The organism is Aliidiomarina indica (assembly GCF_015354615.1).
Taxonomy (GTDB): Bacteria; Pseudomonadota; Gammaproteobacteria; order Enterobacterales; family Alteromonadaceae; genus Aliidiomarina; species Aliidiomarina indica.
In genome coordinates, this window is record NZ_JACAVQ010000004.1 from 1 (window position 1) to 24,085 (window position 24,085).

A 24,085-nucleotide genomic window follows, 5' to 3' on the forward strand; every position below is an offset into this window, starting at 1 on the left:
AATATCGAAATCAGGCCTTGGTAGCCGCTTAGAAATGAGTCCAACTTTATGGGGTTACTTCAGACAGGGGCTTTTTTATTTAGCGCTGCGCTCTCGAACATCTCCAATAGGTCCATTTTTAGACGATAACCATGAGCTGGCTACGCCACCATTTTGAAGCGAGAGAAGAATAACGTGTCGATAAAAGCCTTAAAAATCGACATGTAATCTCATCATGTCGATATTCTTCGTGCTATTAAGCATGAATAGCCTCACCCATAACTTTCGCTTGTTCCCCAGCAGCGGTTTTAGTAATCTCAAATAATAGTAAAAAAGCACGCCGACGGAATTATGGCGAGCGATTATTGAGCCAGCTCAGTTGTTTCCTCAAGGAAGAGCCCTCCTCATAAGTTTTTCTTCGCCTATTTGAATTCTTGTTTCGCTGCATTTCCACGCCGTATTTGTGCTCGTTTTTAGGCTTTTGTTCTCCAACCTATGCGGGTTCTAGGGTGAGTCTGGGGTCGGTAATAGGCAAGGAAGTAAAACGACAAAGTGTGCATGCTGGTGTATTGGAGATATGAGGCGTGCACAGTATAAAAATGTTAACTGTATGGAGACACCGTGAAATATTTTGCTTACGGATCAAATATGTCACTGCCAAGGCTTAAGGAAAGGGTCCCAAGTGCTGTGCGAATAGGTGTGTTTACGCTTTCTGAACATTCGCTCCGGTTCCATAAGGTGAGTAGAAAAGATGGGTCGGGAAAATGCGATGCGCTATTCACTGGAAATCCCAGTGATTATATAGTTGGCGCACTGTTCGAAATATCAGAAGACGACAAAGGCGCGCTCGATAGGGCTGAAGGATTGGGTTATGGGTATCAGCAAAAACAGGTCTTGGTAAATGATGGTCAGGACAATGCCGTAGAAGCTGTTACATACTATGCAACAAATACGGATTCTTCTTTGATGCCTTACTCTTGGTATCTACATCACGTTATATATGGTGCGAAAGAAACAGGGGTTCCAGCAGACTACCTAGATGCTTTGTCAGCTACAAAGAGCAAGGAAGACCCGGATACAGAAAGAGATGCAAGAGAACGTGCAATATACAGTTAACAATCGCAGCCATAGCGACGGCTTTTTTCGTTGCGGCTTCGCCTTCACTACAAAGCCGCGCATGCTGCGGGCGTTATATGCCCAACACAGCCCGAACCAACCAAGGGAATCCGACCATCGGATGACGAATAAAAAAGGCCTTTCAGAGCGAGACATCTGCACCAAGCTCATCATGCCTGCGCTGAAACAGGCAGGTTGGGACATGCAGAAAAAAGTCCGCGAGGAAGTTGGATTCACCGATGGACGTATCTATGTGAAGCGCACTTTCACCGCCGAGGGTAAGCGCAAGCGAACGGATTACATCTTTGACTTCAAATCCAATATCCCTTTTGCCATTATTGAGCAAAAGGACAAGAAGAAACGTTTTCGGTGCTTGAAAAAGTCCGCCGAATCAATCAGTGTTGAGTGTACAATAACAAAGTCGAAGGCTATGCTTTTGTATGAAATTCTGGGGCCAATAATCGGCTACTCCGGAATATCGGCAGTGTTCAGTTGCGTACCGAGTAGAGAGCCGCTAGCACTAGAGGTGGAGGGGTGGTGTTAGGGACCAACAAACACAGTAATTTCGGTCGAAAGTCGACCGAAACGACAACATCCTTACTGACTCAGGTCAACCAGCTTGTTACCCAGGGGCTACGCCAAGCGGCCATCGATCTCCTTGAGGAAGCCATCTCCGACTCCCCTGATAATAGGCCTCTTCTCAGCGCACTGGGGAGGGTTTATCTTCTGGATAACCAGCCTGAGAAGGCGGTTGTTTACTTGAGACGATCTATCGCCGAGACTGATCCCGACCCGATTCCAGCCTCGCAAAACGATTACTCACCTGAAGCCCTCACCGAGGTAGACGCAGATTATATTGAAGAGTTAGCTGAAGATTCGTCAAACGATGAATTTTCGCCTCTAGAGGAAGTCTGTGCTGAGACTGATGAGAACAAGAATTCGAATCGAGAAAGATCGGGCATACTCTGCTTGAAGCGAGAGTCCAAGAAAGGAATTGGCGCAGAGACACCTGAAGATTCCAAGCCCCAAATTACGATCATCAGAAGGGGGCGCGCAAAGAAAAATGATGCCGTTTCCTTTGATCTCCCATATGCGACTGACGAAAGTGCGCTCGAAGAGTCTGGTAGAGCTGATTCGGATGTTGGTACGCCGGATCCAGGCGTTCGCGAGGCAATTCAATTCCGGTCAGAGGTAGCGGATGCCCCATCATCGGGTGAGACCTTTGCTACCAAACAGACGGAGACGCCAGTTCGTTCAGAAGCTCAATTGGGCCTTTCCTTTAAAAGTGATGATGATCTGGAAAATTCCGAAGATAGCCTTGAGTTGCCGGATGACGAACGCAATATTCTCGACATCGTCGATTTTGAGGACGATTTCGATGACGATATTGACGAAATTGATCCGATTATTGAGACGGTAGAAGACTACCCCTTGGATGACTTTGAGTCTGAGGACTTTGGCTGGGAAGACCTCGACGATTTCGATGAAGAGGCGAGTCGTGAAAACACGGATGAAGATCTCACGCTTGCAGGTATCCCCAGAGAACAGAGAGCTCGACAGGCTGCCGTGGATGTCATAGAGAGAGTGAGATGGGATAAGGAGTATCTACCACTCCTTGAGTCGATCTTCGTGGAAAGTGGTTGGGGCGCAGCTCGTATAGCGATAGAAAATCAGATCGAACGAGGTGCAGTTCCAGAACAGATTGTCTTGGCAAAAAAGGTCCGCTCGATCTGGTTCAGCAATGAATATCTCTGGACCACATTTCGGATGCACTCCAACGCGCCGTTTATGCAGGCCGAGGCCGTATACAGGAATTTCAGCTGGGCAGATGCATTGAGGCTTATCTGTTGTTTTCCATCCATTCCAGATGAGTTCGAGGTTGAAGCCTTTATCGAAGATCTCTTTGACGAGTGGTATTACAATAATCGGTTGCGGCGCAACTTCAACGCATTTCTCAAGTACCTCCGGTATCGAATGGGTGCGGGTAGGCGGACTCTTCCTGGCGATCTTGGATTTCTCTTTATCTTCCCAGTTCATGATGAGTGGGGCGTTGATACCCCAGAGCTTTTGAGTGAAATATCAGGGATGAGAGACGAACTCAGGGAGCTCGGTGCAGATAGTGGATTCGCCATGCCTGGAATAGAAAATAAGTTCAAAGTACTACCGAAAGAAGCATTTGACGAAAAGGAGGATAAAAAGTGAGCCAAGGTAACAGTCGTCTTCTGCCCGTCAAAAACTGCTGGGTAAAAAAGGTATCGCCATCTGGTGAAGAAGCAGTGGGCCGTGTCGTCGATTCTGTGGATCGAGGCGATGATGTGGTTATCACCGTTAAGTGGCAGAAATCCGGACGGGTTTCTGTTGAATCTTTGGATAACCTCCAGAGTGGTCTTAAGCCGCAGATGGAAGTACAGGACCTGCCTAATTCGCGTGTAAGAGGATCCCTTGGTGAAGGAGTAATTCAGAGAGTAAGAACAATCGGAGAAAAAGACCAGGCACTCGTCGACTTCCTTCAGTTCGGTCGTCAGGTATGGCTGCCGTATGAGAACCTCCGACAGATAAAGGGTGTGAGACATCGTTTCATTCTCGGTGATACGGGGCCGGAGGACGGCGCCGAGCGTTTCAGGCTCAAATCGTTGGCACATGCTCTGGAAATGTGGAATGAGAACACCGGCTCTCTGTCGAGCCTAGAAATTGATCCATTACCTCACCAGATCCATCTGGTTCACCACATCCTTGCATCTGGCCACCTGAATTGGCTGATAGCCGATGATGTAGGTCTCGGAAAAACGATTGAGACAGGTATGCTCCTCGCTGCCCTCAAACAAAGAGGACACCTCAAGCGAGTGCTGCTTGTTACTCCTGCAGGTTTAACCAAACAATGGCAGGAGGAGCTCAACTACAAGTTCAAAATGGGGGAGTTCCAGATTTACGGTGAGGACTTTATGATTAATGAACCTCGCCACTGGAAGATGTTTGATTTTGTTATCGCTTCCATTGATCGTTTGAAGAGTCCAGAGAACCTGAATCAAATCCAGCAAGCTGGAAAGTGGGATATTATCATTTTCGACGAAGCCCACAGATTGAGCCGGCGACAGTACGGAATGAAGCTGGACGCATCCCAGCGCTTTCAGTTGGCGGCGCATCTACGCCGTAACACGGATGCTCTAATTCTATTGAGCGCTACGCCTCACCAGGGAATGCAGGACAAGTTCCAAGCGCTCCTAGAGTTGCTTCATCCGGAGCGCAAGGAAGAAATTACCACGCTGGCGTTAAACCCCGAAATCATCGGAGAGATGGTATTCCGCAACAATAAAGCGGATGTGACGGATGCGGAAGGGAACTTCCTGTTTAAAGGTAAAACCACCACCTCATTGCCAGTGCATGTATCTCAAGAAGCGAAGGACTTTGATGACAAACTTCAGGACTATCTTAAAAAGGGGTATGCAGCCGGGGCAGCGCTGGGTTTCAAAGGCAACGCCATCGGCTTCGTTATGACGGTTTACCGTAAACTGGCGGCCTCAAGCGTTGCGGCGATTCATCAGGCTCTGATTAATCGTAAGGCTCGACTTGAGGGTGAGATGCTCGGAGGTATCAAGTTTGAGGAGATCGAAAATCAGGATCAGCGCTTCTTCGGCGAGTGGGAAGAACAGCTATACACTGATGCCAAAGAGTTTTTCGAGGGAGAGCTCGAACTGTTAGACCAGCTAATCGCCGAAGCCGACGGCTTGCGTGGCGACGACAGAAAGCTGACAGGCTTTATCGATCAACTGATTTCCGAAATCTTGGGCAGCAATCCAAACGAGAAGGTTTTAATTTTTACCGAGTACAGGACTACTCAAGCCTATATCCGTGATGCGCTGGAGAGTCGATTTGGTGAGGGCAGTGTAGAGTTGATCAACGGCTCAATGCCCCATACCCAGCGGCGCGATGCCATAGCCCGTTTCGAGGATGCTGCTAATTTTCTTATCTCAACAGAGGCAGGCGGCGAGGGTATTAACCTCCAGCGGAAGTGTCACATCATGGTGAATTTTGACCTACCCTGGAACCCGATGCGCTTGGTTCAGCGCATCGGTCGCCTGTACCGTTACGGCCAAAAGAAGCGAGTTGTAGTTTTTAATCTTCATTCACCAGACACCGCTGATGAACAAGTCATGGATCTCATGTACACCCGCATCGACCAGGTTGTAGACGACCTGGCTGGGGTGAGCGCCGATTACAACGAGCAGCTTCGCGACGACATTCTTGGTGAGCTGGCCGATTTGCTGGACGTTAATCAGGTTCTTGAGCAAGCCACCGTTGAGGGTATAACTCGAACTCAGGAGCGAATTTCCGAGACACTGGAGAGGGCAAAAGCGGCAGCTGAAAAGCAACGAGAACTATTTGAGCATGCTGCAGGCTTTGACCCGAATGAAACCGGCAGCAGTTTGAGGATTGACCATGAGCACGGTGTGGTGTTTGCAGTGGGTATGTTCAGAATTCTGGGAATAGAGGTTGTTGAGACAACCCATGAGGGGCGACTCTTTCATATTCGGCTTCCGGAGGCAGTAAAGCATGAACTCGGCGTGGAGCGAAGCCGCTATGAAGTTACTCTGGATCGGGACCTAGTGGTCAATCGGCCAAACACGCACATGCTGGATCTGGATTCGTTTTTGATGCAGTACCTGCTTAGAAAGGCAAAGAGTTACGACTTTATGGGTTTGAGTGCGGTTATTGAAAACCACCCACTAGAGGGTGGAGCGCTGTTAACCAGCCTTCTCAGGTGGCAAAACGACCAGGGCAGCAGAATGCGGCAGGAATACACCGCCTTCTGGGTCAAACCCAATGGTGATGTTCAGATCAACCCAGATGCATTTGCGGAGTGGTTGAAAACAAGCGGTGTCACTGGAACACTGACTCCCATCAGAGAAGAGAATCAGGCCTTGTTTACGCAGGCAGAGTTAAGTGCGGATAAGAGACTAAAGGCAGTAAGTAATATTCACTTGCACCCGGAGAATAATCAGTGGGTCGCGGGAGCTTGGCTAGTATAAGACCGACAGAACGTATTGAGCATCTAGTTGTTGGCATAGCGCGGAAACCAATAAACTGAACTGGTTGCGAAGGTTGTATATGGCAAACGGAAAACATAACTCAAATAACGGACAGCAATCGGGTACCTGTAGCCACCAGCAAGAGATTGCTCGACGCCCTCATATTGGGGTGCAGCATGAGTTTGATGCCAAAAACCACCGAAACCCTACCGCTACGATGCATCGCTAGCATCGGAACTGGTGTGTGACGAGAACGTCGACCGAGAAATGATTTCTCTTAGAATAGCTCGGCATAGCGCTTTCAGTGGAAATAGAAACGGTTGTACAACTGATATTTTTCATGCCTGTATAGCACGCACAAGTGGTGAGTATATCGACGAGTGCGCTGTCATTTTTAAATTAACATCCCCATAATAAAATATAAAAATCAACGGCTTGTGACTTCTAATCAACAAGCAGATTCATCTCCCCCATTGACCCAGAGCGATTTCGGCTATGTTTTGTGAGCTGGATGCAGGATGTGCATGAGGCCACTCAGGGGCAGGTCATTGCCATTGATGGTAAAACGTTGCGTAGCTCGTATCAGCGGAGCAACAAGTTCTCGACGATTCACATGGTTAATGCTTTTTTCTGTGCGAATAAGTTGGTGCTGGGGCAAGTAAAAACGGCCGCCAAGCCGAATAAGATTACGGCTATCCCGGAGTGAATTGAGCTTCTGGATATCGACGGAACTCTGGTCTCGATTGATGCCATGGGATGCCAGACAGAAATTGCACAACATATTGTCGACAAGGGTCGAGATTACCTGTTTACGCTGAAGTCGAATCATAAGAAGCTCCACAGCGCTGTCGTTGGGGCATTTGCGAAAGAGCGGGAAGAGTCGTTGGGAGACATTCGTATTGAGAACAAACATGGTCGCGTGGAAGCTCGAATTTTTCATGTGCTCAGCGCCGACCAAATCAACGAGAACTTTCCACAGTGGCCCAGACTCAAGACCTTAGGGATGAGTGTAAGCTACCGCCAGATAAAGGGAAAACCAGAAGAACTAACGTATCGTTACCATATCAGTTCTGCCGAGCTATCGGAGCGATAGATGGCCGATGCCGCACGTGCACGCTGGTCTGTTGAAAATAGCTTGCACTGGGTCCTGGATGTTTCCCTGCGAGAAAATGACTGCCAGATCCACCAGAATCATGGTGCTGAGAACTGGTCTACGTTGCGCCACATGGCATTAAACATGCTGCGCGCAGAATCATCAAAGGGCAGTATACCTGCTAAACAAAAGCGAGCATGGATGAAAGCCAAGTATCTGGAGGCTGTCTTATCTGCGGGCTTCAGCGAGATGGCGAATTAATGCACACTCATGCGGTTGCCCTGACTTTACAACCCCACCAAAATAAACCACACTAGGTTTTAGTTAAATAAACAAGCTTACAAATCTATTTTTGCAAAGAGCACAACAACAATAAAAAGTGGCAACGGAACATGCTTGAAAACCTATCTTTCGCGCAACGGCAGCGGTTAGCCTACATTGATTTTAGCCTGTTGTTTAAAGGCAGCATTTATCGAAACGATTTAGTGCAGCGCTTTTCGGTTGGTCTTTCGGCCGGCACGCGTGATTTTAATTTATACAAAGAGCTGGCGCCAAATAACCTGTATTACGATTCCCAAGAAAAGCGCTATTTCCAGGCGGAAACCTTTGCGCCTATTTTCCAGCACGATCCCAAACGCACGCTTATTAAACTCGCTAATGATATTTCCGATGGCTTTGATGCGATTGGCGATACCCATTTTCCGGTAGAGGCGCCTTCCTCGTTGAACGTGCCCGATGTTTTCATTGTGGCGCGTATGGTGCAGTCCACATTGAATGGCAAAGCGGTGCTAGTGCGCTACACCTCTCTGAGCAGTGGCGAAAACGAGCGCGAATTGGTGCCGCATTCTATTGTAGATAACGGTTTGCGCTGGCATGTGCGCGCCTTTGATCGGAAATCCCAGAGCTTTCGCGATTTTGTACTCACCCGAATTCATGAAGTGCACATTCTTGACGATGCCGACACCTTCGAAGAAGCCGAAGCCGATCACGAATGGCAGCGCATGATCCCATTGCAGCTGGTGCCCCACCCGCATAACGTAAAACACAAAGCCGCCATTGAAATGGATTACGGCATGGTTAGTGGCCTGCTCACCATAAACGTGCGCGCCGCCATGGCCGGCTACTTGCTGCGCCGCTGGAACGTAGATTGCACCGAAGATGGCACCCTGGAAGGGCATGAATACCAGCTATGGCTGCGTAACCGGGTTAGTTTAGTGAATACCAATAATTTGGCGGTGGCGCCGGGGTATGCGGTGATTGAATGACTCACACTACTTCCTTTTGAACTTTGAAAGACACCGATAGCTAATGCAAGGCTGTTTGTTACCAAGTTGAAATTTAGAAGTGCAGAAACGTTGGGGTGGACGTTATGGGATTATGGAGAGTTGTAAAAGCTGGTTACCGTTTAACAAAAGGGGCCGCTCATTTGACTGGGCAAGGCTTAGGTGCTGCGACTAAAGGCCTTGAGCAACTATCCGAATCAATGGAGGCGTATGCCACGCGACTAGAAAAAGCTCAGCCATTTCGAGAGATTCGGCACGCGGCACGTATGAATCTTATAGCGTTAGATGTCGATAGCATGTACTTAAAGGACGATGTTGAAGAGGCTATTCCATTACTCGAAAAGGCTGTTTCTTATAACGAACAGATGAAAAGTCTTGCATCGGAATTGTTAGATGATGAAGCTTTAACTGAGATTGCTTTGGCTAACTCTAGCATTATGAAATTCTTACTTGAGCTTAGCTACTCTGATAGGGGAGGTACTAGTTCAGGAAGTACAGATATTAGGAATAATACATCGAAATATCTTACTTCAACTATTTCCGCGGAGGACTTTGATATGTTGTTTCCTGAGGATAAAAATAACAAACGATTCGAGGAATTTCAGAATAACTTAGCTGACTTCGAAGAAAAGATGAGGGTTGCTAGGATAGATAGAATAAATCGCGCACTCTCATTTGTTCCTTTTGATTTTAATTTCACATCAAAACTGGACCGAGTGCGATTTTTAGAATATTTGGATGTTCGACTTGCGGAATTAGAACGTGTCAAAAGCACGCTTATTCAGGAAAAATCTCAGGTGCGATGAACTACTTAATTTATTAGAAAATATAGAACAGATGCTTTGCATGCAAGGACGTACAAATGGATACAAAGAATAATCAACAAAACACCCGTTTCGCGCCAGGGATTCGTGTCGAGATTCGAGATGCGGAGTGGCGGGTTAAAGCAGTGGACTACGCCAGTGACGGGGGCTACTTGCTGACCTGCGAGGGCTTATCGCCATTGGTGCAAGGGCGTGAATCGCAGTTTCTGACTAAGTTGGACAGCGTAACAATACTCGCGCCTGAAGAAACAAATTTAGTGGACGACACCAGTAGCAACTTCAAAGCAAGTTTGCTCTATATCGATTCCATGCTCCGTAAAACTGCACCTTCAACTGAAAAGATTCATTTGGGTCACCGTGCGGCCATTGATCAGCTTCCCTTTCAGCTTGAACCAACATTGCAGGCGCTGAAGCAACCGCGCCAACGTATTTTGATCGCAGATTCGGTAGGCCTTGGTAAAACGCTGGAAGCGGGTATTTTAACTTCAGAGTTGATTGCCAGAGGGCGCGGTAAACGTATTCTTGTATTGGCAGTGAAATCGATGCTTACGCAGTTCCAGCAAGAGTTTTGGAACCGTTTTAGCATCCCGCTGGTGCGTTTAGATTCTGTGGGTTTACAGCGTGTTCGTAATAAAATACCGGCGAATCATAACCCATTTCATTATTTCGACCGCTCCATCATTTCTATAGATACGCTAAAGCAAGACATCGAATATCGACACTATTTGGAGCAGGCCTACTGGGACATTATTATTATCGACGAGGCCCATAACGTTGCTGAACGCAGCACTGGTTCGCTTCGGAGTAAGTTGGCGAAGCTTATTTCCACTCGTTCCGACACGCTTATTATGCTCTCCGCAACCCCTCATGACGGCAAACCAGAGTCCTTCGCGAGCTTAATGAATATGCTCGACCCGACTGCCATAGCTAACCCGAGCGATTATTCAAATGAAGATTTTCGGGATAAAGGATTGGTGATTCGTCGCTTTAAGAAAGACGTGCGCGAACAACTTAAGGGGAATTTTCCTGAACGCGAGATTAAAGTTTCTAAAACCAGTGCGAGTCGCGCGGAAGAAGTTGCATTCGATTTCTTAATGGATGTTACCTTTCAGAATTTAGATGGTCGCTCCCATGGGGCAGGGCACTTATTCCGTACCACGTTAGAGAAAGCATTGTTTTCAAGCCCCTCAGCGTGTTTGTCGACAGTGCAAAACCGTATGGCTCGGGTACAAAAACGGATTGAAAAAGAGCGGGATCATGAAAAACAAAGTTCACTTATAGACGATTACGATACCTTGCAAGGACTTGAAAGTGCGCTGAAGGTAATTACGCCTGAGCACTTCAGCAAATATGCATTGCTCTTAGACGTGATTACCAATGACCTGAAATGGAACGGTAAAGCAGCAGATGATCGTTTAGTTGTGTTCACTGAGAGTGTTCAAACGCTTAAATTTCTCGAGGAAAACTTACCGAAAGCACTCAAACTGAAAAAGGATCAAACTGCGATATTACATGGTGGGCTGCGAGACAAAGAGCTCATGGACACGGTTGAGCAGTTCAACCGTAAAGAAAGCAAGTTGCGATTACTCTTGTGTTCTGATGTGGCGTCGGAAGGTATTAACTTACACCACATGAGCCACAAAATGATTCACTTCGATATTCCTTGGTCGCTGATGGTGTTTCAGCAGCGAAACGGTCGTATTGACCGTTACGGGCAAACACAGCAACCGCAAATTCGTTATCTCCTAACGGAGAGTGATCATGAAAAAGTTCGAGGCGATACGCGGGTGCTTGAGGTGCTTATTCAGAAAGACGAGCAAGCCAGTAAAAATATTGGCGATCCTTCTGAGTTTTTAGGCGTTCATAGTAGTGAAGAAGAAGTAGAAAAAGTTGCTGCGGTGATAGAAGACGAATCTGCCGTTGATTTGTCAGCGGCATTTGCCGCTCTTATGGACAATCAAGCTGCTGCCAGTGAGAGCCCTATGGCGAACTTTATTCCAAGCCACGATTGGAATACCGAAACTGATGCTGTAAGTGCACTGCCGCGCGTATTTACCTCGGGAATAGAATATTGCCAAACGGCAGTGGATTGGTTCGCAGAAAGTGGCCAACGTATTGACGCGAAAGTGCGTAAGGATGTGTTTAGTATCACGGCGCCTAGCGACTTGCGCACGCGCTTGAACTATTTACCAAAAGAAATACGCCCAGATAACGACCATTTCACATTAACGAATAACATCGAAAAAATTAGTGATGAAATAAAGCGCTGTAGACAGGAAGACGACGCTCAGTGGCCAGCGCTCCATTATTTATGGCCAATACACCCAGTTATGGAATGGCTTTCCGACAAAGCGTTAAATGCTTTTGGTCGCCATACAGCACCCGTACTTCGCTTGCCGAACCACCTTAATAACCAACAAAGCATCGTACTAATGCATGGTGGTTTTCCCAATCGCCGAGGGCACGCCCTAATTCAAGATTGGGTGGGTGTTTGTATTCAAAATAATGAGGTAACGGAGCTACTTGATTGGGACTCAGTTAAAACGCGCCTTGGGCTTGGTGAGAGTGCACTAGCTAATCGAGGCGAAACATACGTAACGGAGAGGTTGCAAGCACTATTACCTATTGCGGTCAATGCGGCCAGAGAAAGGTTGCGTGGCTTAAAAGTAGCATACGAGCAAGAGCGTGCTGAGCACATAAACGCACTTGAAGAGCGCTTAAATAGCTTGAAAACGAAACACCAACGTCAAATGGAGCTTGAGTTCGCGAGTTCGGATGCCGCGGAGGCTTTAAAACAACGTCGTAAAAGCGAGCGCCAAGCACAAATTGATCGGGTGTTTAATGATTACCAAAGCTGGATTGAAAACACCCAACACACGGAAGACTCGCCCTACTTGCAAGTTGTAGCTGTGTTTACCGGCGTTCAGGCCGAAGGCGAAATTTAAGGAAAGTTCATGATTATTAACGGCCTCATTAACGAAAACGAATTCTATTCTGAGCATTACATCAGTGAAGTGTTCAGTGGCGATATTAAAGACATTATTGCCACCTGGCAGCAGCTTGAAACCGACGCCAAAGAGCAGGAGAAAGATTATCGTGCGCCTTTTAATCAACTGAACACGCAAGCGCGCGAAACCTTGCAGCGTTTAGGCGAAGCTCAGCGCTATCGTGGCGTTAACGATAAGTTGAACGGCTTACGTGCAGTGACTAAGCGCCTGCTAGATATCCTAGATTTACCCTATTCACCCATGCGTGTTCCGCTCGATAACGATGTGGAACTGCCTTTGTTAGGAGAGGTGAGGGCGCAAGACGGTAGTCCACTGGTGTGGATTTTAGAAGCCATGCCAGCACAAGGCGAAGGCTTAGATCAAGACCCACTGGCCTGCCAAGTGCAACCCGAGCAACTGCTCACCCTGCACGATTTACCAGTTCCCAAAGACGTACTGCAAAGTGACAGTCCAACCTGGCAAGATCGCTTAAGTAAACAGGTGTTCTCGCAAACTCAGCCGCCGCGTTGGGTGTTGTTGTGTGGTCCGCAGCAGTGGCTACTCATCGACCGCTCCAAATTTGCGCAGCACCGCTTGTTGCGATTCGACTGGCTCGATTTGCTCACTCGCCGTGAAACCGAAGCGTTAAAAGCTATTAGCGTAATGCTACACCGTGATTCCCTAGCCGATGGACAAGGGCAAAGCTTACTCGATACCCTTGATGAAAATGCACACAAGCATGCCTATGGAGTATCAGAAGATTTAAAATATGCCTTGCGTGAGAGTATTGAGCTACTCGGCAACGAAGCGGCCAAGCAGCTTGAAGCGCGTGCCAAACGCCATAACAAGAGCATTTATACCCAAACCGACCCGGATTATTACCTAGACCCATCTCAGCTCAGCGCTGAATGTTTGCGCTACATGTACCGCTTGTTGTTTTTGTTTTATATCGAAGCGCGGCCTGATCTCGGTTATGCCCCGGTAACCAGCGACACCTACATAAAGGGCTATTCACTGGAGCACTTGCGTGACTTGGAAATGATTCCGCTCACCAGCGAAGCTGATCAGGATGGGCGTTATTTCCATGACACACTCACCATGCTATTTAACCTGGTGTTCGAAGGTTATCGCCCTGATTCTGGCAATCGTCAGGATGATCTCTTTGCTACAAGCTCGCAAACCGGCCGCGATACCTTTGAAATGCACGCCCTGAAAAGCCATTTGTTTGATCCGCAACGTACCCGCAACCTTAACCGCGTGATATTCCCGAACCAAGTTTTGCAACGCATAATTCAACTCATGTCGCTGTCGAAAGAAAAATCTGGCCGCAACCGCCGTGGCCGTATTTCTTATGCGCAGTTGGGTATCAACCAACTCGGGGCAGTTTACGAAGCACTATTGAGCTACAGAGGCTTTTTCGCCGGCACTGATTTATACGAAGTGAAACCCGCCAATGAAAGCTGGGATCCATTGGGTATGGGCTTCTTTGTAACCGCAGAAGCATTGGCAGATTATAAAGACGATGAAAAAGTATATGTGAAAAACCAAGCGGGCGATAACAAGCTATTGGTGTACCCCAAAGGCAGCTTTATTTACCGCTTAGCTGGGCGAGATCGTAAGAAATCCGCGTCCTATTACACCCCCGAAGTGCTCACCAGGAGCTTGGTAAAGTATGCGCTTAAAGAAGTGTACAAAGAGCAACTTGAGCACTTAGAAAGCGACCAACAGCGGGCTCAGCGTTTATTGCAGCTCACCATTTGTGAGCCTGCCATGGGCAGCGCGGCGTTCTTAAACGAAGCCATTAACCAAATTTCCGACAAATACCTTGAACTGATGCAACGCGCTACGGGTAAGCGCATTGCTCAAGACGACTTTGTGCTGGAAAAGCAGAAAGTAAAAATGTTTATTGCCGACAACAACGTGTTTGGCGTCGATTTAAACCCCGTTGCGGTAGAGCTTGCCGAAGTGTCGTTGTGGTTGAATGCCCTTTCGAAAGACCGCTTTGTGCCTTGGTTTGGCTTTCAACTGTTTCACGGCAATTCGCTCATTGGCGCGCGCCGCGAAGTGTTCAAGCCGAGCCAGCTCACCCATAGCAAAGACGGCTGTTGGCTAAAAGCTGCACCTGAACGCAGCACCCTGAATAGTGAATATTATGGTGGGGTTTGGCACTTCTTGCTGCCCGACAGCAACATGGCAAGTTATTCCGACAAAGAAGTAAAAGCGCTTTATAAAGACGAAATAAAAGCAATCAACGACTGGCGCAAGCAATTCACTAAGCCTTTTACTAAAGACGATGTTGCCCGGTTAGAGCGTATTTCAGCGCATGTTGATTCATTATGGCATGCTCACGCCAAATCACTTGCAAAGCTGCGTGATCGCACTACCGATCTCTATCATGTATACGGCATGAGCGAGCATGAAGCGAAGGAGCCTGCACCCCATAGCAGTATGAGCGAGAAAGACGCCCAGTTGCAGGGCACAGTGGAGTACCAGCAGCTTAAACTGGTGATGGATTATTGGTGTGCGCTTTGGTTTTGGCCCATCAGCAAACATGCTAGCTTACCCAGCCGCGAGAACTATTTAGCTGAGCTTGAAACCATTCTTCGCATCAGTAAAAACAACGAGCCAAATACAAGTAGGGCGCCAAACTTAGCCAAGCTCAATATGGAAGCCTTGCAACAACAAATACCGCGCTTAAACACGGTGATGGAACTGGCGCAAAAACGCCGTTTCTTTCATTGGGAGCTGGCCTTTGCCGATATTTTTGCCGAGCAAGGCGGCTTTGACCTTATGCTGGGTAATCCACCTTGGTTAAAAGTGGAATGGAGTAGCGGTGATGTGCTCGGTGACTACGAGCCACGCTTTGTGATTCGTAAGATTTCAGCCTCAGCACTGGCTAAGCTGCGTGAGGAAACCTTCGAACGAATTCCAGAGCTGAAACAAGGCTGGACCGATGAATTTGAAGACAGTGAAGGTACGCAGAATTTTTTGAATGCGCAGGTGAATTACCCGCAGTTGAAAGGGCAAAAGGCGAACTTATTTAAGTGTTTCTTACCGCGTGCATGGCACAACGTAAATGACAAAGGTGTGAGCGGATTCCTGCACCCTGAAGGAACCTATGACGATCCTAATGGTGGTGCCTTCCGAAACATTCTGTATCAGAGACTTCGCCAACATTTTCAATTTCATAATGAAATGGGCTTGTTTGCGGAAGTGCATCACGCAACCACTTACAGCATCAACGTTTACGGCTCAGTGCAAGAAAAGCCGACGTTCAATCATTTAGCAAATCTGTTTATCCCACAAACTATTGATACATGTTTTGCTCATAGCGGTGACGGTAAAGTTCCAGGTATAAAAGATGAAATCGAATCAAATAAGGGAATGGTTAAATCGATTTGGAATACCAACGGGCATAAAGATCGTGTGATTCAAATTACTGAGCGTGAACTTGAGCTATTTGCCAAGCTTTATGATGAGGCTGGAACACCCGCGCTAGAAGCTCGACTACCTGCAATTCATGCCAGTCAGTTAATGAGCGTATTAATAAAGTTTGCCGAACAGCCGAAGCGACTCGGAGATTTGAAAGGTGAGTATTACTCCACTCAACATTGGAATGAGGTGAACTCACAACAGGACGGCACAATGCGACGGGAAACCCAATTCCCTGATTCACCCGAGCAATGGATTCTATCGGGGCCGCATTTCTTCGTGGGTAGTCCGTTTTACAAAACACCGCGTACAGAGTGCACTCAAAACAGCCACTACGACATCCTTGACCTCGAATCGCTACCCGACGACTACCTGCCGCGCACGAACTACGTGCCGGCTTGCGATCTCGACACCTATCGCGCCCGCACCCCACGCGTGCCCTGGACCGAACCTGGCGAAACCAGCCCGCGCTTAGTGACGGATTATTACCGCTTGGTTAATCGAGAAATGATAGGTCCTTCCTCTGAGCGAACTCTGATAACCGCAGTTATTCCAAAAGGGGCTGCTCACATTAATACGTGCCTTTGCACTGCATTCAAGGATCCAGTAACTTTATTGGATTATTTTTCCATGACTCTCTCAGTGGTTTTGGATTACCGTGTCAAAAGCACTGGCATGGGGCATGCGAATACTTCTCTAATAAACCAATTGCCAATCTTGTCGAATGACAATTATCGCTCCGCACTTCATGTAAGAGCGTTAGCGCTTGTCTCTTTAAGTAAGTCCTACGATGATTTTTGGGAGACTTGTTGGGATTCTCAATTCCAAAGACAGTCGTGGGCTGCGAACGAAGGTAACCCAGCATTACTTCAGAGCTTCTTTGCCAACCTTACTCCAAACTGGCAACGCAACAATGCGTTACGTAGTGACTACGCTCGTCGCCAAGCCCTGCTAGAAATCGATGTGCTGGTAGCTCAAGCACTTGGATTAACCCTGGAAGAGTTACTCGCTATTTACAGGGTGCAATTTCCCGTCATGCGCCAGTACGAAGCCGAAACCGCCTATGATCAAAATGGACGCATTGTCTTTACTCCAAGTAAAGGCTTGGTTGGTATAGGTTTGCCGCGTAAAGCCCGCAAGGGCGATCTCAATGACGGCATCAGTTACACCATCGACAGCGAAGAGCGCAGTGAAACAGGTATAGCATTAGGTTGGGAAGACATAAAGGATATGCAAAGCGGTACCATCAGCAAAACCTTTATCGACGACACGCTTCCTGGCGGCCCACGTGAAAAAATCATCACTTACCAAGCCCCATTCTTCGTCCCCAACCGCGAAGAAGACTACGCCATCGCTTGGGAGATATTTAAATCAGAAAATCTAAATAAAGGAGACTTTTAAATGGCTGTTCAATTTTTAATACCAATAGGACGTGCCGCCATTCACCTTGCTCGACGATGGCAAGGAGTGCTGGCTATTATTGGGGTCACAGTAGCAACTGGATTTACATTGAAAAGTATGTTTAATCAAATGGGGCAAACAGCACTGAGCCTTTGGCCATTACTTTTGCTCACTTTTTTCTTTTTATTAATCAAAGAGTTTATTCGGTCTTGGTTTGCGGTAAAAAACAATACAACAAAATTTCCTGAAAAGGAGAATGATGAATGAGCTTAGCTATAACAAAGCGTTCTGGATTTATTTTAAGATTATTAACAATATGTGCGTTCACATGCATGATGCTATTTACGGCAATCGTTATTGTTCAAAATGAAGAATTAGGCAAGCTAGTTCCGCCAAGCACAATAAGAACATTGGCACTAATGTTTGGTTACATCGTTGCTCTCTGTACATTTAATTATGCTATGGCTATTAAAGGTCGGAATTTTATGGGCTGGCAAAATGAATTGTTCATAATGTTGGGTTTTGTCATAGTTTTCATAGCGATGTTTCTTCCTCATGCGTTTCCTACCAATGAAGTAACTCGGGTTGATAGCTGGGTACCCTTTATGTCTAAAGAGACGTTTGTCTTAAAAGCGAATTGGAAATTTGCTTATATTTTGTTTCTGGCTGTTCCTTTTTTTATGGTTGCTTGGAAACGTATCAAGGAGTTAGATCTATGGAAAGCGAAGCGATGACGTGACCTCATAGAAAATTCGTGGAAACTAACGGTGGTCGACTCTGGGAAGTATTTTGAAAAGAATGCTAGCATGTCGTTGGTAACATTTTTGGGCGGAAAACGGAAATTAAAATGACTAAAATCTTAGGTACTAATCTTGTTCCATTTAAAGATGTTATCGAGAATCATTGCTTCAGGATTCCCGATTATCAACGTGGTTATGCGTGGGAAAAAGAGCACGTGGATGCCATGCTTGAAGATATCGAGCACATGCTTGATTACCGCCCTGAACATGAACACTTTACCGGTACAATTGTGCTTTCCCCTCAAAGAGGAAAGACAGAAATCTATGACATTGTAGATGGTCAGCAGCGATTAACGACCTTGATAATTATTTTGGCGGGTATTCGTGATAATATGTCTGAAACAGAAGCCAGAAAGTTTCAAACGAAATATTTGATACGAGGGCCTTTAGGGAATGAATATCCCGTCTTAACCCTCAACAGTGCATGTAACGAGTTCTTCGACCAATGTATTCTTAGAGTTGTAAATGGTAACGATGTAAAACAAACGCTAGAATCGCATCGACGTATTGATGATGCGAAAAGAACCGTAAGCGCATGGCTTGCGAAAGTCGATAATCAGCAAGTGTTAGACATTATACTGAATAAACTGGGGTTTATTGTATATGCCCCAACGAGCAAAGCTGAAGTTGGTGTGATGTTTGAGGTTATCAACAACCGGGGGAAACCTCTTAGTGAACTTGAAAAAGTTAAGAATTATCTTATTTACTGCTGCGCAAAGGTTGGTGCTGAAGAAACTCGACTATTAATTGATAATAAGTGGTCAGGCATTCTCGCTAATTTAAATAATGCAAACAAAACGACAGGAGCGGAAGAGTCATCTTTTCTTCGATATTGTTCGACTGTGATATTGAGGCTCACTAAAGAGTCTAGTCAGCACACTTATGATGAACTTAAAAAATTGTATGATGTTCGCGAAGCAATAAAAGACGATAACGCAAAAGAGAAACTCATTACCAATATCGACACTTTCACGCGTTTTTTGGCTAATGCTGCATCCGTTTACGCAGAGATATATTCGGGAGAGGTGAAAAGTTCGCCTAATCAGGATGTTGCACTTAAGCGTGAACAATTTATTTTGATTCGGTCACAACCACGTCAAGCTTCAATTATGCCTTTATGCTTGGCTGTTTTAACCAAGCCCAATCAAACATCAAGAACTCAATTAAATCTTCTTAAACTACTAGAAATACTGAATTTTAGAGTATATGGAGCCCGTGGTGTGGTGTCTCGACATGATACGGGGCAGGCAGAATTGTTTAATCTTGCAGCTGAATATTACCATGGGGCAATATCTGAACCGAAATTAGTTGATAGGTTAATAGGCTTTGTTGAATACCACTCGCCAGAAGGCCAATTCAAAAAATCCTTCGAGTTGGATAGTGATGAGTCTTTTGATTTTTACCATTGGAATAGCCTGAAATATTTTCTCATCAACTACGAGGGTTACTTAAACCCAAACCGCACCATTGATATCAAGTCGATCTTATCGAAACGCAAAGAAGGGAAGACGTTAGATTATCTATCGGTGGAACATATTTGGTCAACGAAATTTAGGCAAGACGAGAACGACCGCGTGGTTGACAATCATGAGCGTCGTCGCTTGGGAAACTACATGCTTTTAGAGCTTCGAATCAACATTCAAGTGAAGGACTGTTCACTAGAAGAAAAGTACAAGGCATACCTGAGTGGTGTGAAACGAGGCGAAGTATCTGAGCAACCAAGTCAGCTTAGCCAAGTGAAACATACCGCTGTTAAAGCAGAGGAGATATTGCTTTCGTTAAAAGGCGTAACACGCTCGAAAGATAAGTATTACTTGGAGCAATACAGGCGTTTAAATAACTTCAGAGAAAAGGAGCTACAAGAGTTCGCCCTAAAACGTTGGGATCTTTCGGCGTTTAAGTAGCTATAAAAAGATCAAGAACGGAGTCGAAAAGTGAAAACCAAAATCAAACAGCTCGCTGATGACGTTTCCACACTACAAGGGCAACTGCTTTCCATGCCAGATGACTTGTTGCTTGAGGTTGATCCTCGCGACAACGAATAATTAAAGCGTGGTTTGGAATTTATCGCGTCGTTTAACGATGAATTTGGCATATTCAGGCAAGCGCGAGTGCCATTGAAAAGCTGCTGACCTCTTATTTTTAAGTCACTAAGGAAGAAGAAGATGTTGTAGCCGAAACGGTGCGGAATAAACAAGCTGTGAAATCACTTGATAAATCAAAACCCGTGGCGTTAGAAAGTGATTTTACCTTCAAGCGGCTATACGGCACTGTTTTTAATGGTATGGCTCATACCGATATAAAGACGTGAGAAACGCTATATGTGAAGGTGCTGCAAGAACTGTATCAAATTGACCCAGGTAATTTTGTACAAATGGCAGACGCCCCCAAGTTTATCTCCAAACGTGGTAATCCGATGTACTCTCGCTCGCATGATAAGCTTCGTGTCGCTTCTTAGTTACCCGCTGGTGTTAGTGCTGAGAACAATCATTTCATCCAATGGAATTCGCGATAAACTGATCACAATAATTCAACATTTTGGTGTAAAAACTAAAGAAATAAAAGTATATTTACGTGAAGATAGAAACCCGCGTGGATAAGGGAGCTACAGATGTTTAACAGTTTTATCGAAGGATTTTTACGCGGGACGACCGCCTCTTCAATCGCTGAAGTATTTCTTTGGATAATATTAGGCGTTTTGGTTTTTGCGCTTTATAAGGCAAACAAAGGTGAGCAATCTCAGTTTACTTATCAAGCGCCTAATATCCTCACTTCTTTAGGTATTTTGGGTACCTTTACCGGTATTGTTATTGGATTGCTCGGTTTTAATTTCGGTAGTGCGGAAGATATCAATCAATCCATACCAACCTTACTCGGCGGTTTGAAAACTGCGTTCATTACGAGTTTAGCCGGTATGGCGGCAGCCATCATATTCAAGGGCATGGACTCACTTTATTTCGCCACAAAACGGCAACACCTGGAAAAACCCGACGAAGTGACCCCTAATCATATTCATGCTGAACTAAAAGCGTCTAATGACAATTTATTGGCTCTGAAAAAAGCACTTGCAGGCGAGGAAGACAGCTCTTTGGTAGGGGTGATGAAACTTGCCCGCGCGGATCAGCGCGAAGCGTTTGAAAAGCAATTCAAAATGCATGACGAATTTGCTGAAGACTTGTTTGATGAAATGCAAAATTTTGCAGAATTACTCTCTAAATCAGCCACTGAAACGGTTATTGAGGCATTGAAAGAGGTAATCGTTGAGTTTAATCATAACTTAACCGAGCAGTTCGGTGAAAACTTCAAACGTCTCGACGAGTCTGTGAAGAAGCTTGTGGAGTGGCAGCAGCAGTATATGGAACAAATGGAGCAAATGGCTGAGCACTATGGTGAGGGTGTGAAAGCGATTGATGCAACAAAGGTTGCTGTTGTTGAGATTGGCGACAAAACTGCAGAGATTCCAAAATCTATGGCGGAAATGCAGACAGTATTACAAGTGAATCAACATCAAATCCAAGAACTTCAACGCCACCTTGAAGCCTTTGCTGAGATGAAAGTGCAAGCACGAGAAGCGATTCCAGATATTCAAGGTCAGTTGGATCATGTAACCAAGAAACTTGCAGAAGCTGCCGATGCAATGGAGAGCTCATTGCGAGAGGGTGCTGGCGAGTTTGGTAAGTCCGTCGAGCTCACCAATCAAAGCATGCGTGATGTAGCATCGAACGTTGCCAGTAATGCCGATGAAATTAAAGAGAAGCTGACAGATTCTTCCGAGAGCATTGCAGCAGCTACGCGCGATATGATGGATAGCCTCGAGAAAGGTGCCGAGTCATTGCGAACTTCAGTGAATGAGTCAATCGACGGTGCTTTACAAGGTATTCGAGACAGCATTGAGAAGTCCGTAGGTAGTATGGAATCAGAACTCAATCGTGTCATTAAAGACGCTGGTGTGGGCATCGAAGATGCGAATAAAGCAATGGTGCAGCACTTGCAGAGCAGTGCTAGAGAGTTGCAGCAGAGCTTGGACAGCTCTGTTGAAGATGTTCTTAGTTCAGTTCGAGACTCGGTGGGTAAAGCACTTTCAGCGATTCCAACACAAGTCCAGGACTCTGTTGACACGGTTGGTAAAGGAATTAGCAAACAAGTTGAAATTATGGACCAGCAGATGGGCGATGAAGTGACTCGTGTTATTTCTAACATGGGAACGGCGCTTGCTCAGGTAACCGAGAAGTTTACCACTGATTATTCTCAACTTGTTAAGCAAATGGACGCAGTACTTCGTAGTCAACCGAACCAGAGACAATAAGTCATGTCTATTTTTGGTAACTTTAAAACAGGCGCGAGGCAGGATAGCGAACACTGGATGGGTGTCTCTGACTTAATGGCTGGATTGATGATGGTGTTTCTGTTCATTTCTGTCACGTTTATGAGATATGTGCTCATTGAAAAAGATAGAATTCAGGAAATTGCTGTTACTTATCAAAATATACAGGTCGCTATATACGAACACTTACTCGAAGAATTTGAAAACGATTTAGAACAATGGGAAGCAGAAATTGATCGCGATACGCTTTCGTTTGAGTTTAAGAGCCCAGAAGTACTGTTTGCTGTAAATCAAATAGAGATTCAGCCTCGCTTTCAAGAGATACTGAACGACTTCTTTCCGCGATATTTAAATGTACTGGCAAACTTTGAAGAACATATCAGTGAAATACGTATAGAAGGACATACGGACAGCTCTTGGGGCGATGCATCACCTGCCGTAGCATATTTCAATAATATGGAGCTTTCGCAAGGTAGGACTAGATCGGTGTTGTCATACGTGTATGGAATTATCCCCTCAGATAGTACTGCCCAACTATGGGTGAAAGAGAATGTTGCTGCGGTAGGCTTTTCGTCTTCCCGTTTAGTATTAGACGAATATGGAAATGAACTTCCACGGGAGTCGCGTCGCGTTGCGTTTCGTGTAATGACGAATGCAGATACTCAGATTCGACGGATATTGAATAACTAGTATGAAAATTAACAGTGATTTTTCAGGTTTAGAAAGTGCCGTAGCGCGCCTACAGGCTGAGGAGACATCATTTAGGGTATCATTGGAGCGACAACGTTTTAATGAGATTGACACCTTGCTTGGCGGCGACGGAATTGATGTCTCGCCCGAGGAAATTGATTTTTCAACCGGCATAGCTGCGTTTAAAGGCCGGCAAGTTTTGTTATACATCCCCGATCATTCTTACGGATCAATGTTTTTAGATGCCCAAAGAGACGGCTCTAAGGGGAATAAGTTCCATGTGACATGGTGCGGCACCTTGGAAAACATGCAGAAGAGGAATCGTTTCAAACGTTATACAGCGGTAAATGATCTCTCAGGTAAGTTTAAGATTTTTGGCTCGTCTAATGGTTATGGGAGTTCTGGTGAAGTTAGAGCCGAGCTCGCAGTGTGCCAAACTTGTTTAAGCAAATTAAATTATAAAGGCGCGCGGGATTTTAGCAAACGCCAGAAAATTACAGATGAATTCAGTATTCCGGAGTTTTTCGAGACTTACAGTTCATTCTTTAAATATATGCCGAGCTCTTTTGCTCAAAGAAAAGCGGGTTACAGCGATAATTGGAAAAGTATCTCGAACGCAGTAAGAGTTGATGTTGGGTATACTTGCCAATCATGCGATATCAACTTAAAGAGTCATCCTTACCTTTTACACGTGCATCATATTAACGGTGTTAAACATGATAATAACCGTTCTAATTTGAAAGCTTTGTGTGCTGACTGTCATCGAAAAGAACCACTTCATGATCACATGCATGTTTCTCGAGAAGATATGGCGATTATTAGTCACCTTAGAAACAAGACTCATCAGTCTCATTCTGTTGACTGGACGGAGGCTATGGCATTTGCCGATCCTGCGGTTCATGGTGTGCTAGATCTCGCTAAATCAGCGGGGTGGCCGATGCCGGAAACTGGTTTCGAACCACAAAATGATCAAGGTGAAGTGATTGGAATGATAGAGGCGGCTTGGCCAAACTGGCGACTTGGAGTTGTTCTTGTTGAAAATGATAAGTTTGAGCTTAAAGGTTGGCGCCTAATGACTGTAGAAGAAGCTCTTTCAGTAGGATTTAAAGATCTTCGTTAACGACAGGAT

15 protein-coding genes and 1 pseudogene are annotated in these 24,085 nt (G+C 45.9%); all 16 read left to right on the top strand.

Going from position 1 to position 24,085, the window contains the following annotated elements; genetic code table 11:
- Positions 1–600 precede the first annotated feature (600 nt).
- The 16 genes and pseudogenes from HXZ99_RS07260 (at position 601) to HXZ99_RS07335 (ending at position 24,076) form a co-directional block, all read left to right on the top strand.
- Positions 601–1,095, top strand: coding sequence for a gamma-glutamylcyclotransferase family protein (locus HXZ99_RS07260; RefSeq protein WP_194756629.1), 495 nt, complete (start codon positions 601–603; stop codon positions 1,093–1,095).
- Positions 1,067–1,639, top strand: coding sequence for a hypothetical protein (locus HXZ99_RS07265; protein ID WP_194756630.1), 573 nt, complete (start codon positions 1,067–1,069; stop codon positions 1,637–1,639). Before HXZ99_RS07260 ends, HXZ99_RS07265 begins: the two co-directional genes overlap by 29 nt.
- The gene (locus HXZ99_RS07270) at positions 1,630–3,297 is read left to right on the top strand and encodes a tetratricopeptide repeat protein (RefSeq protein WP_194756631.1); all 1,668 of its coding nucleotides are present in this window, start codon (positions 1,630–1,632) and stop codon (positions 3,295–3,297) included. Before HXZ99_RS07265 ends, HXZ99_RS07270 begins: the two co-directional genes overlap by 10 nt.
- A complete protein-coding gene (locus HXZ99_RS07275) occupies positions 3,294–6,122 on the top strand; it encodes a DEAD/DEAH box helicase (protein WP_194756632.1) in 2,829 nt (942 codons plus the stop codon). Before HXZ99_RS07270 ends, HXZ99_RS07275 begins: the two co-directional genes overlap by 4 nt.
- 79 nt (positions 6,123–6,201) lie before the next feature.
- The gene (locus HXZ99_RS07280) at positions 6,202–6,351 is read left to right on the top strand and encodes a hypothetical protein (RefSeq protein ID WP_194756633.1); all 150 of its coding nucleotides are present in this window, start codon (positions 6,202–6,204) and stop codon (positions 6,349–6,351) included.
- A gap of 225 nt (positions 6,352–6,576) precedes the next feature.
- A pseudogene (locus HXZ99_RS07285) lies at positions 6,577–7,476 on the top strand (ISAs1 family transposase); the annotation flags it as partial.
- A 131-nt stretch (positions 7,477–7,607) separates the two neighbouring features.
- Positions 7,608–8,480 carry a WYL domain-containing protein gene (locus HXZ99_RS07290; RefSeq protein WP_194756634.1) on the top strand — a complete coding sequence of 291 codons (873 nt, stop codon included), beginning with the start codon at positions 7,608–7,610 and terminating at the stop codon, positions 8,478–8,480.
- Between the two features lie 104 nt (positions 8,481–8,584).
- Positions 8,585–9,304, top strand: a complete 720-nt coding sequence (locus HXZ99_RS07295; RefSeq protein WP_194756635.1) for a hypothetical protein — start codon at positions 8,585–8,587, stop codon at positions 9,302–9,304.
- A 56-nt stretch (positions 9,305–9,360) separates the two neighbouring features.
- Positions 9,361–12,267, top strand: coding sequence for a DEAD/DEAH box helicase (locus HXZ99_RS07300; RefSeq protein WP_194756636.1), 2,907 nt, complete (start codon positions 9,361–9,363; stop codon positions 12,265–12,267).
- A 9-nt stretch (positions 12,268–12,276) separates the two neighbouring features.
- Positions 12,277–17,142 (top strand): Eco57I restriction-modification methylase domain-containing protein, encoded by a 4,866-nt coding sequence (locus HXZ99_RS07305; protein WP_194756637.1) that lies wholly within the window; start codon positions 12,277–12,279, stop codon positions 17,140–17,142.
- Complete coding sequence (locus HXZ99_RS07310; RefSeq protein WP_194756638.1) at positions 17,143–17,409, top strand: hypothetical protein; 267 nt, start codon at positions 17,143–17,145, stop codon at positions 17,407–17,409.
- Positions 17,406–17,876, top strand: a complete 471-nt coding sequence (locus tag HXZ99_RS07315; protein WP_194756639.1) for a hypothetical protein — start codon at positions 17,406–17,408, stop codon at positions 17,874–17,876. Before HXZ99_RS07310 ends, HXZ99_RS07315 begins: the two co-directional genes overlap by 4 nt.
- Positions 17,877–17,989: 113 nt before the next feature.
- The gene (locus HXZ99_RS07320) at positions 17,990–19,846 is read left to right on the top strand and encodes a DUF262 domain-containing protein (protein ID WP_194756640.1); all 1,857 of its coding nucleotides are present in this window, start codon (positions 17,990–17,992) and stop codon (positions 19,844–19,846) included.
- 707 nt (positions 19,847–20,553) lie between these two features.
- Positions 20,554–22,248, top strand: a complete 1,695-nt coding sequence (locus tag HXZ99_RS07325) for a coiled-coil domain-containing protein (protein ID WP_194756641.1) — start codon at positions 20,554–20,556, stop codon at positions 22,246–22,248.
- A gap of 3 nt (positions 22,249–22,251) precedes the next feature.
- A complete protein-coding gene (locus HXZ99_RS07330) occupies positions 22,252–22,956 on the top strand; it encodes an OmpA/MotB family protein (protein WP_194756642.1) in 705 nt (234 codons plus the stop codon).
- A 1-nt stretch (position 22,957) separates the two neighbouring features.
- On the top strand, positions 22,958–24,076 hold the full coding sequence (locus HXZ99_RS07335; protein WP_194756643.1) for an HNH endonuclease: 1,119 nt from the start codon (positions 22,958–22,960) through the stop codon (positions 24,074–24,076).
- The last annotated feature ends 9 nt before the right edge of the window (positions 24,077–24,085 follow it).

Coding starts and splice junctions, on each gene's coding strand:
- HXZ99_RS07305 (WP_194756637.1), top strand. CDS start 12,277: ATGATTATTAACGGCCTCATTAACGAAAACGAATTCTATTCTGAGCAT.
- HXZ99_RS07310 (WP_194756638.1), top strand. CDS start 17,143: ATGGCTGTTCAATTTTTAATACCAATAGGACGTGCCGCCATTCACCTT.
- HXZ99_RS07330 (WP_194756642.1), top strand. CDS start 22,252: ATGTCTATTTTTGGTAACTTTAAAACAGGCGCGAGGCAGGATAGCGAA.
- HXZ99_RS07280 (WP_194756633.1), top strand. CDS start 6,202: ATGGCAAACGGAAAACATAACTCAAATAACGGACAGCAATCGGGTACC.
- HXZ99_RS07265 (WP_194756630.1), top strand. CDS start 1,067: ATGCAAGAGAACGTGCAATATACAGTTAACAATCGCAGCCATAGCGAC.
- HXZ99_RS07300 (WP_194756636.1), top strand. CDS start 9,361: ATGGATACAAAGAATAATCAACAAAACACCCGTTTCGCGCCAGGGATT.
- HXZ99_RS07335 (WP_194756643.1), top strand. CDS start 22,958: ATGAAAATTAACAGTGATTTTTCAGGTTTAGAAAGTGCCGTAGCGCGC.
- HXZ99_RS07315 (WP_194756639.1), top strand. CDS start 17,406: ATGAGCTTAGCTATAACAAAGCGTTCTGGATTTATTTTAAGATTATTA.
- HXZ99_RS07290 (WP_194756634.1), top strand. CDS start 7,608: ATGCTTGAAAACCTATCTTTCGCGCAACGGCAGCGGTTAGCCTACATT.
- HXZ99_RS07325 (WP_194756641.1), top strand. CDS start 20,554: ATGTTTAACAGTTTTATCGAAGGATTTTTACGCGGGACGACCGCCTCT.
- HXZ99_RS07295 (WP_194756635.1), top strand. CDS start 8,585: ATGGGATTATGGAGAGTTGTAAAAGCTGGTTACCGTTTAACAAAAGGG.
- HXZ99_RS07320 (WP_194756640.1), top strand. CDS start 17,990: ATGACTAAAATCTTAGGTACTAATCTTGTTCCATTTAAAGATGTTATC.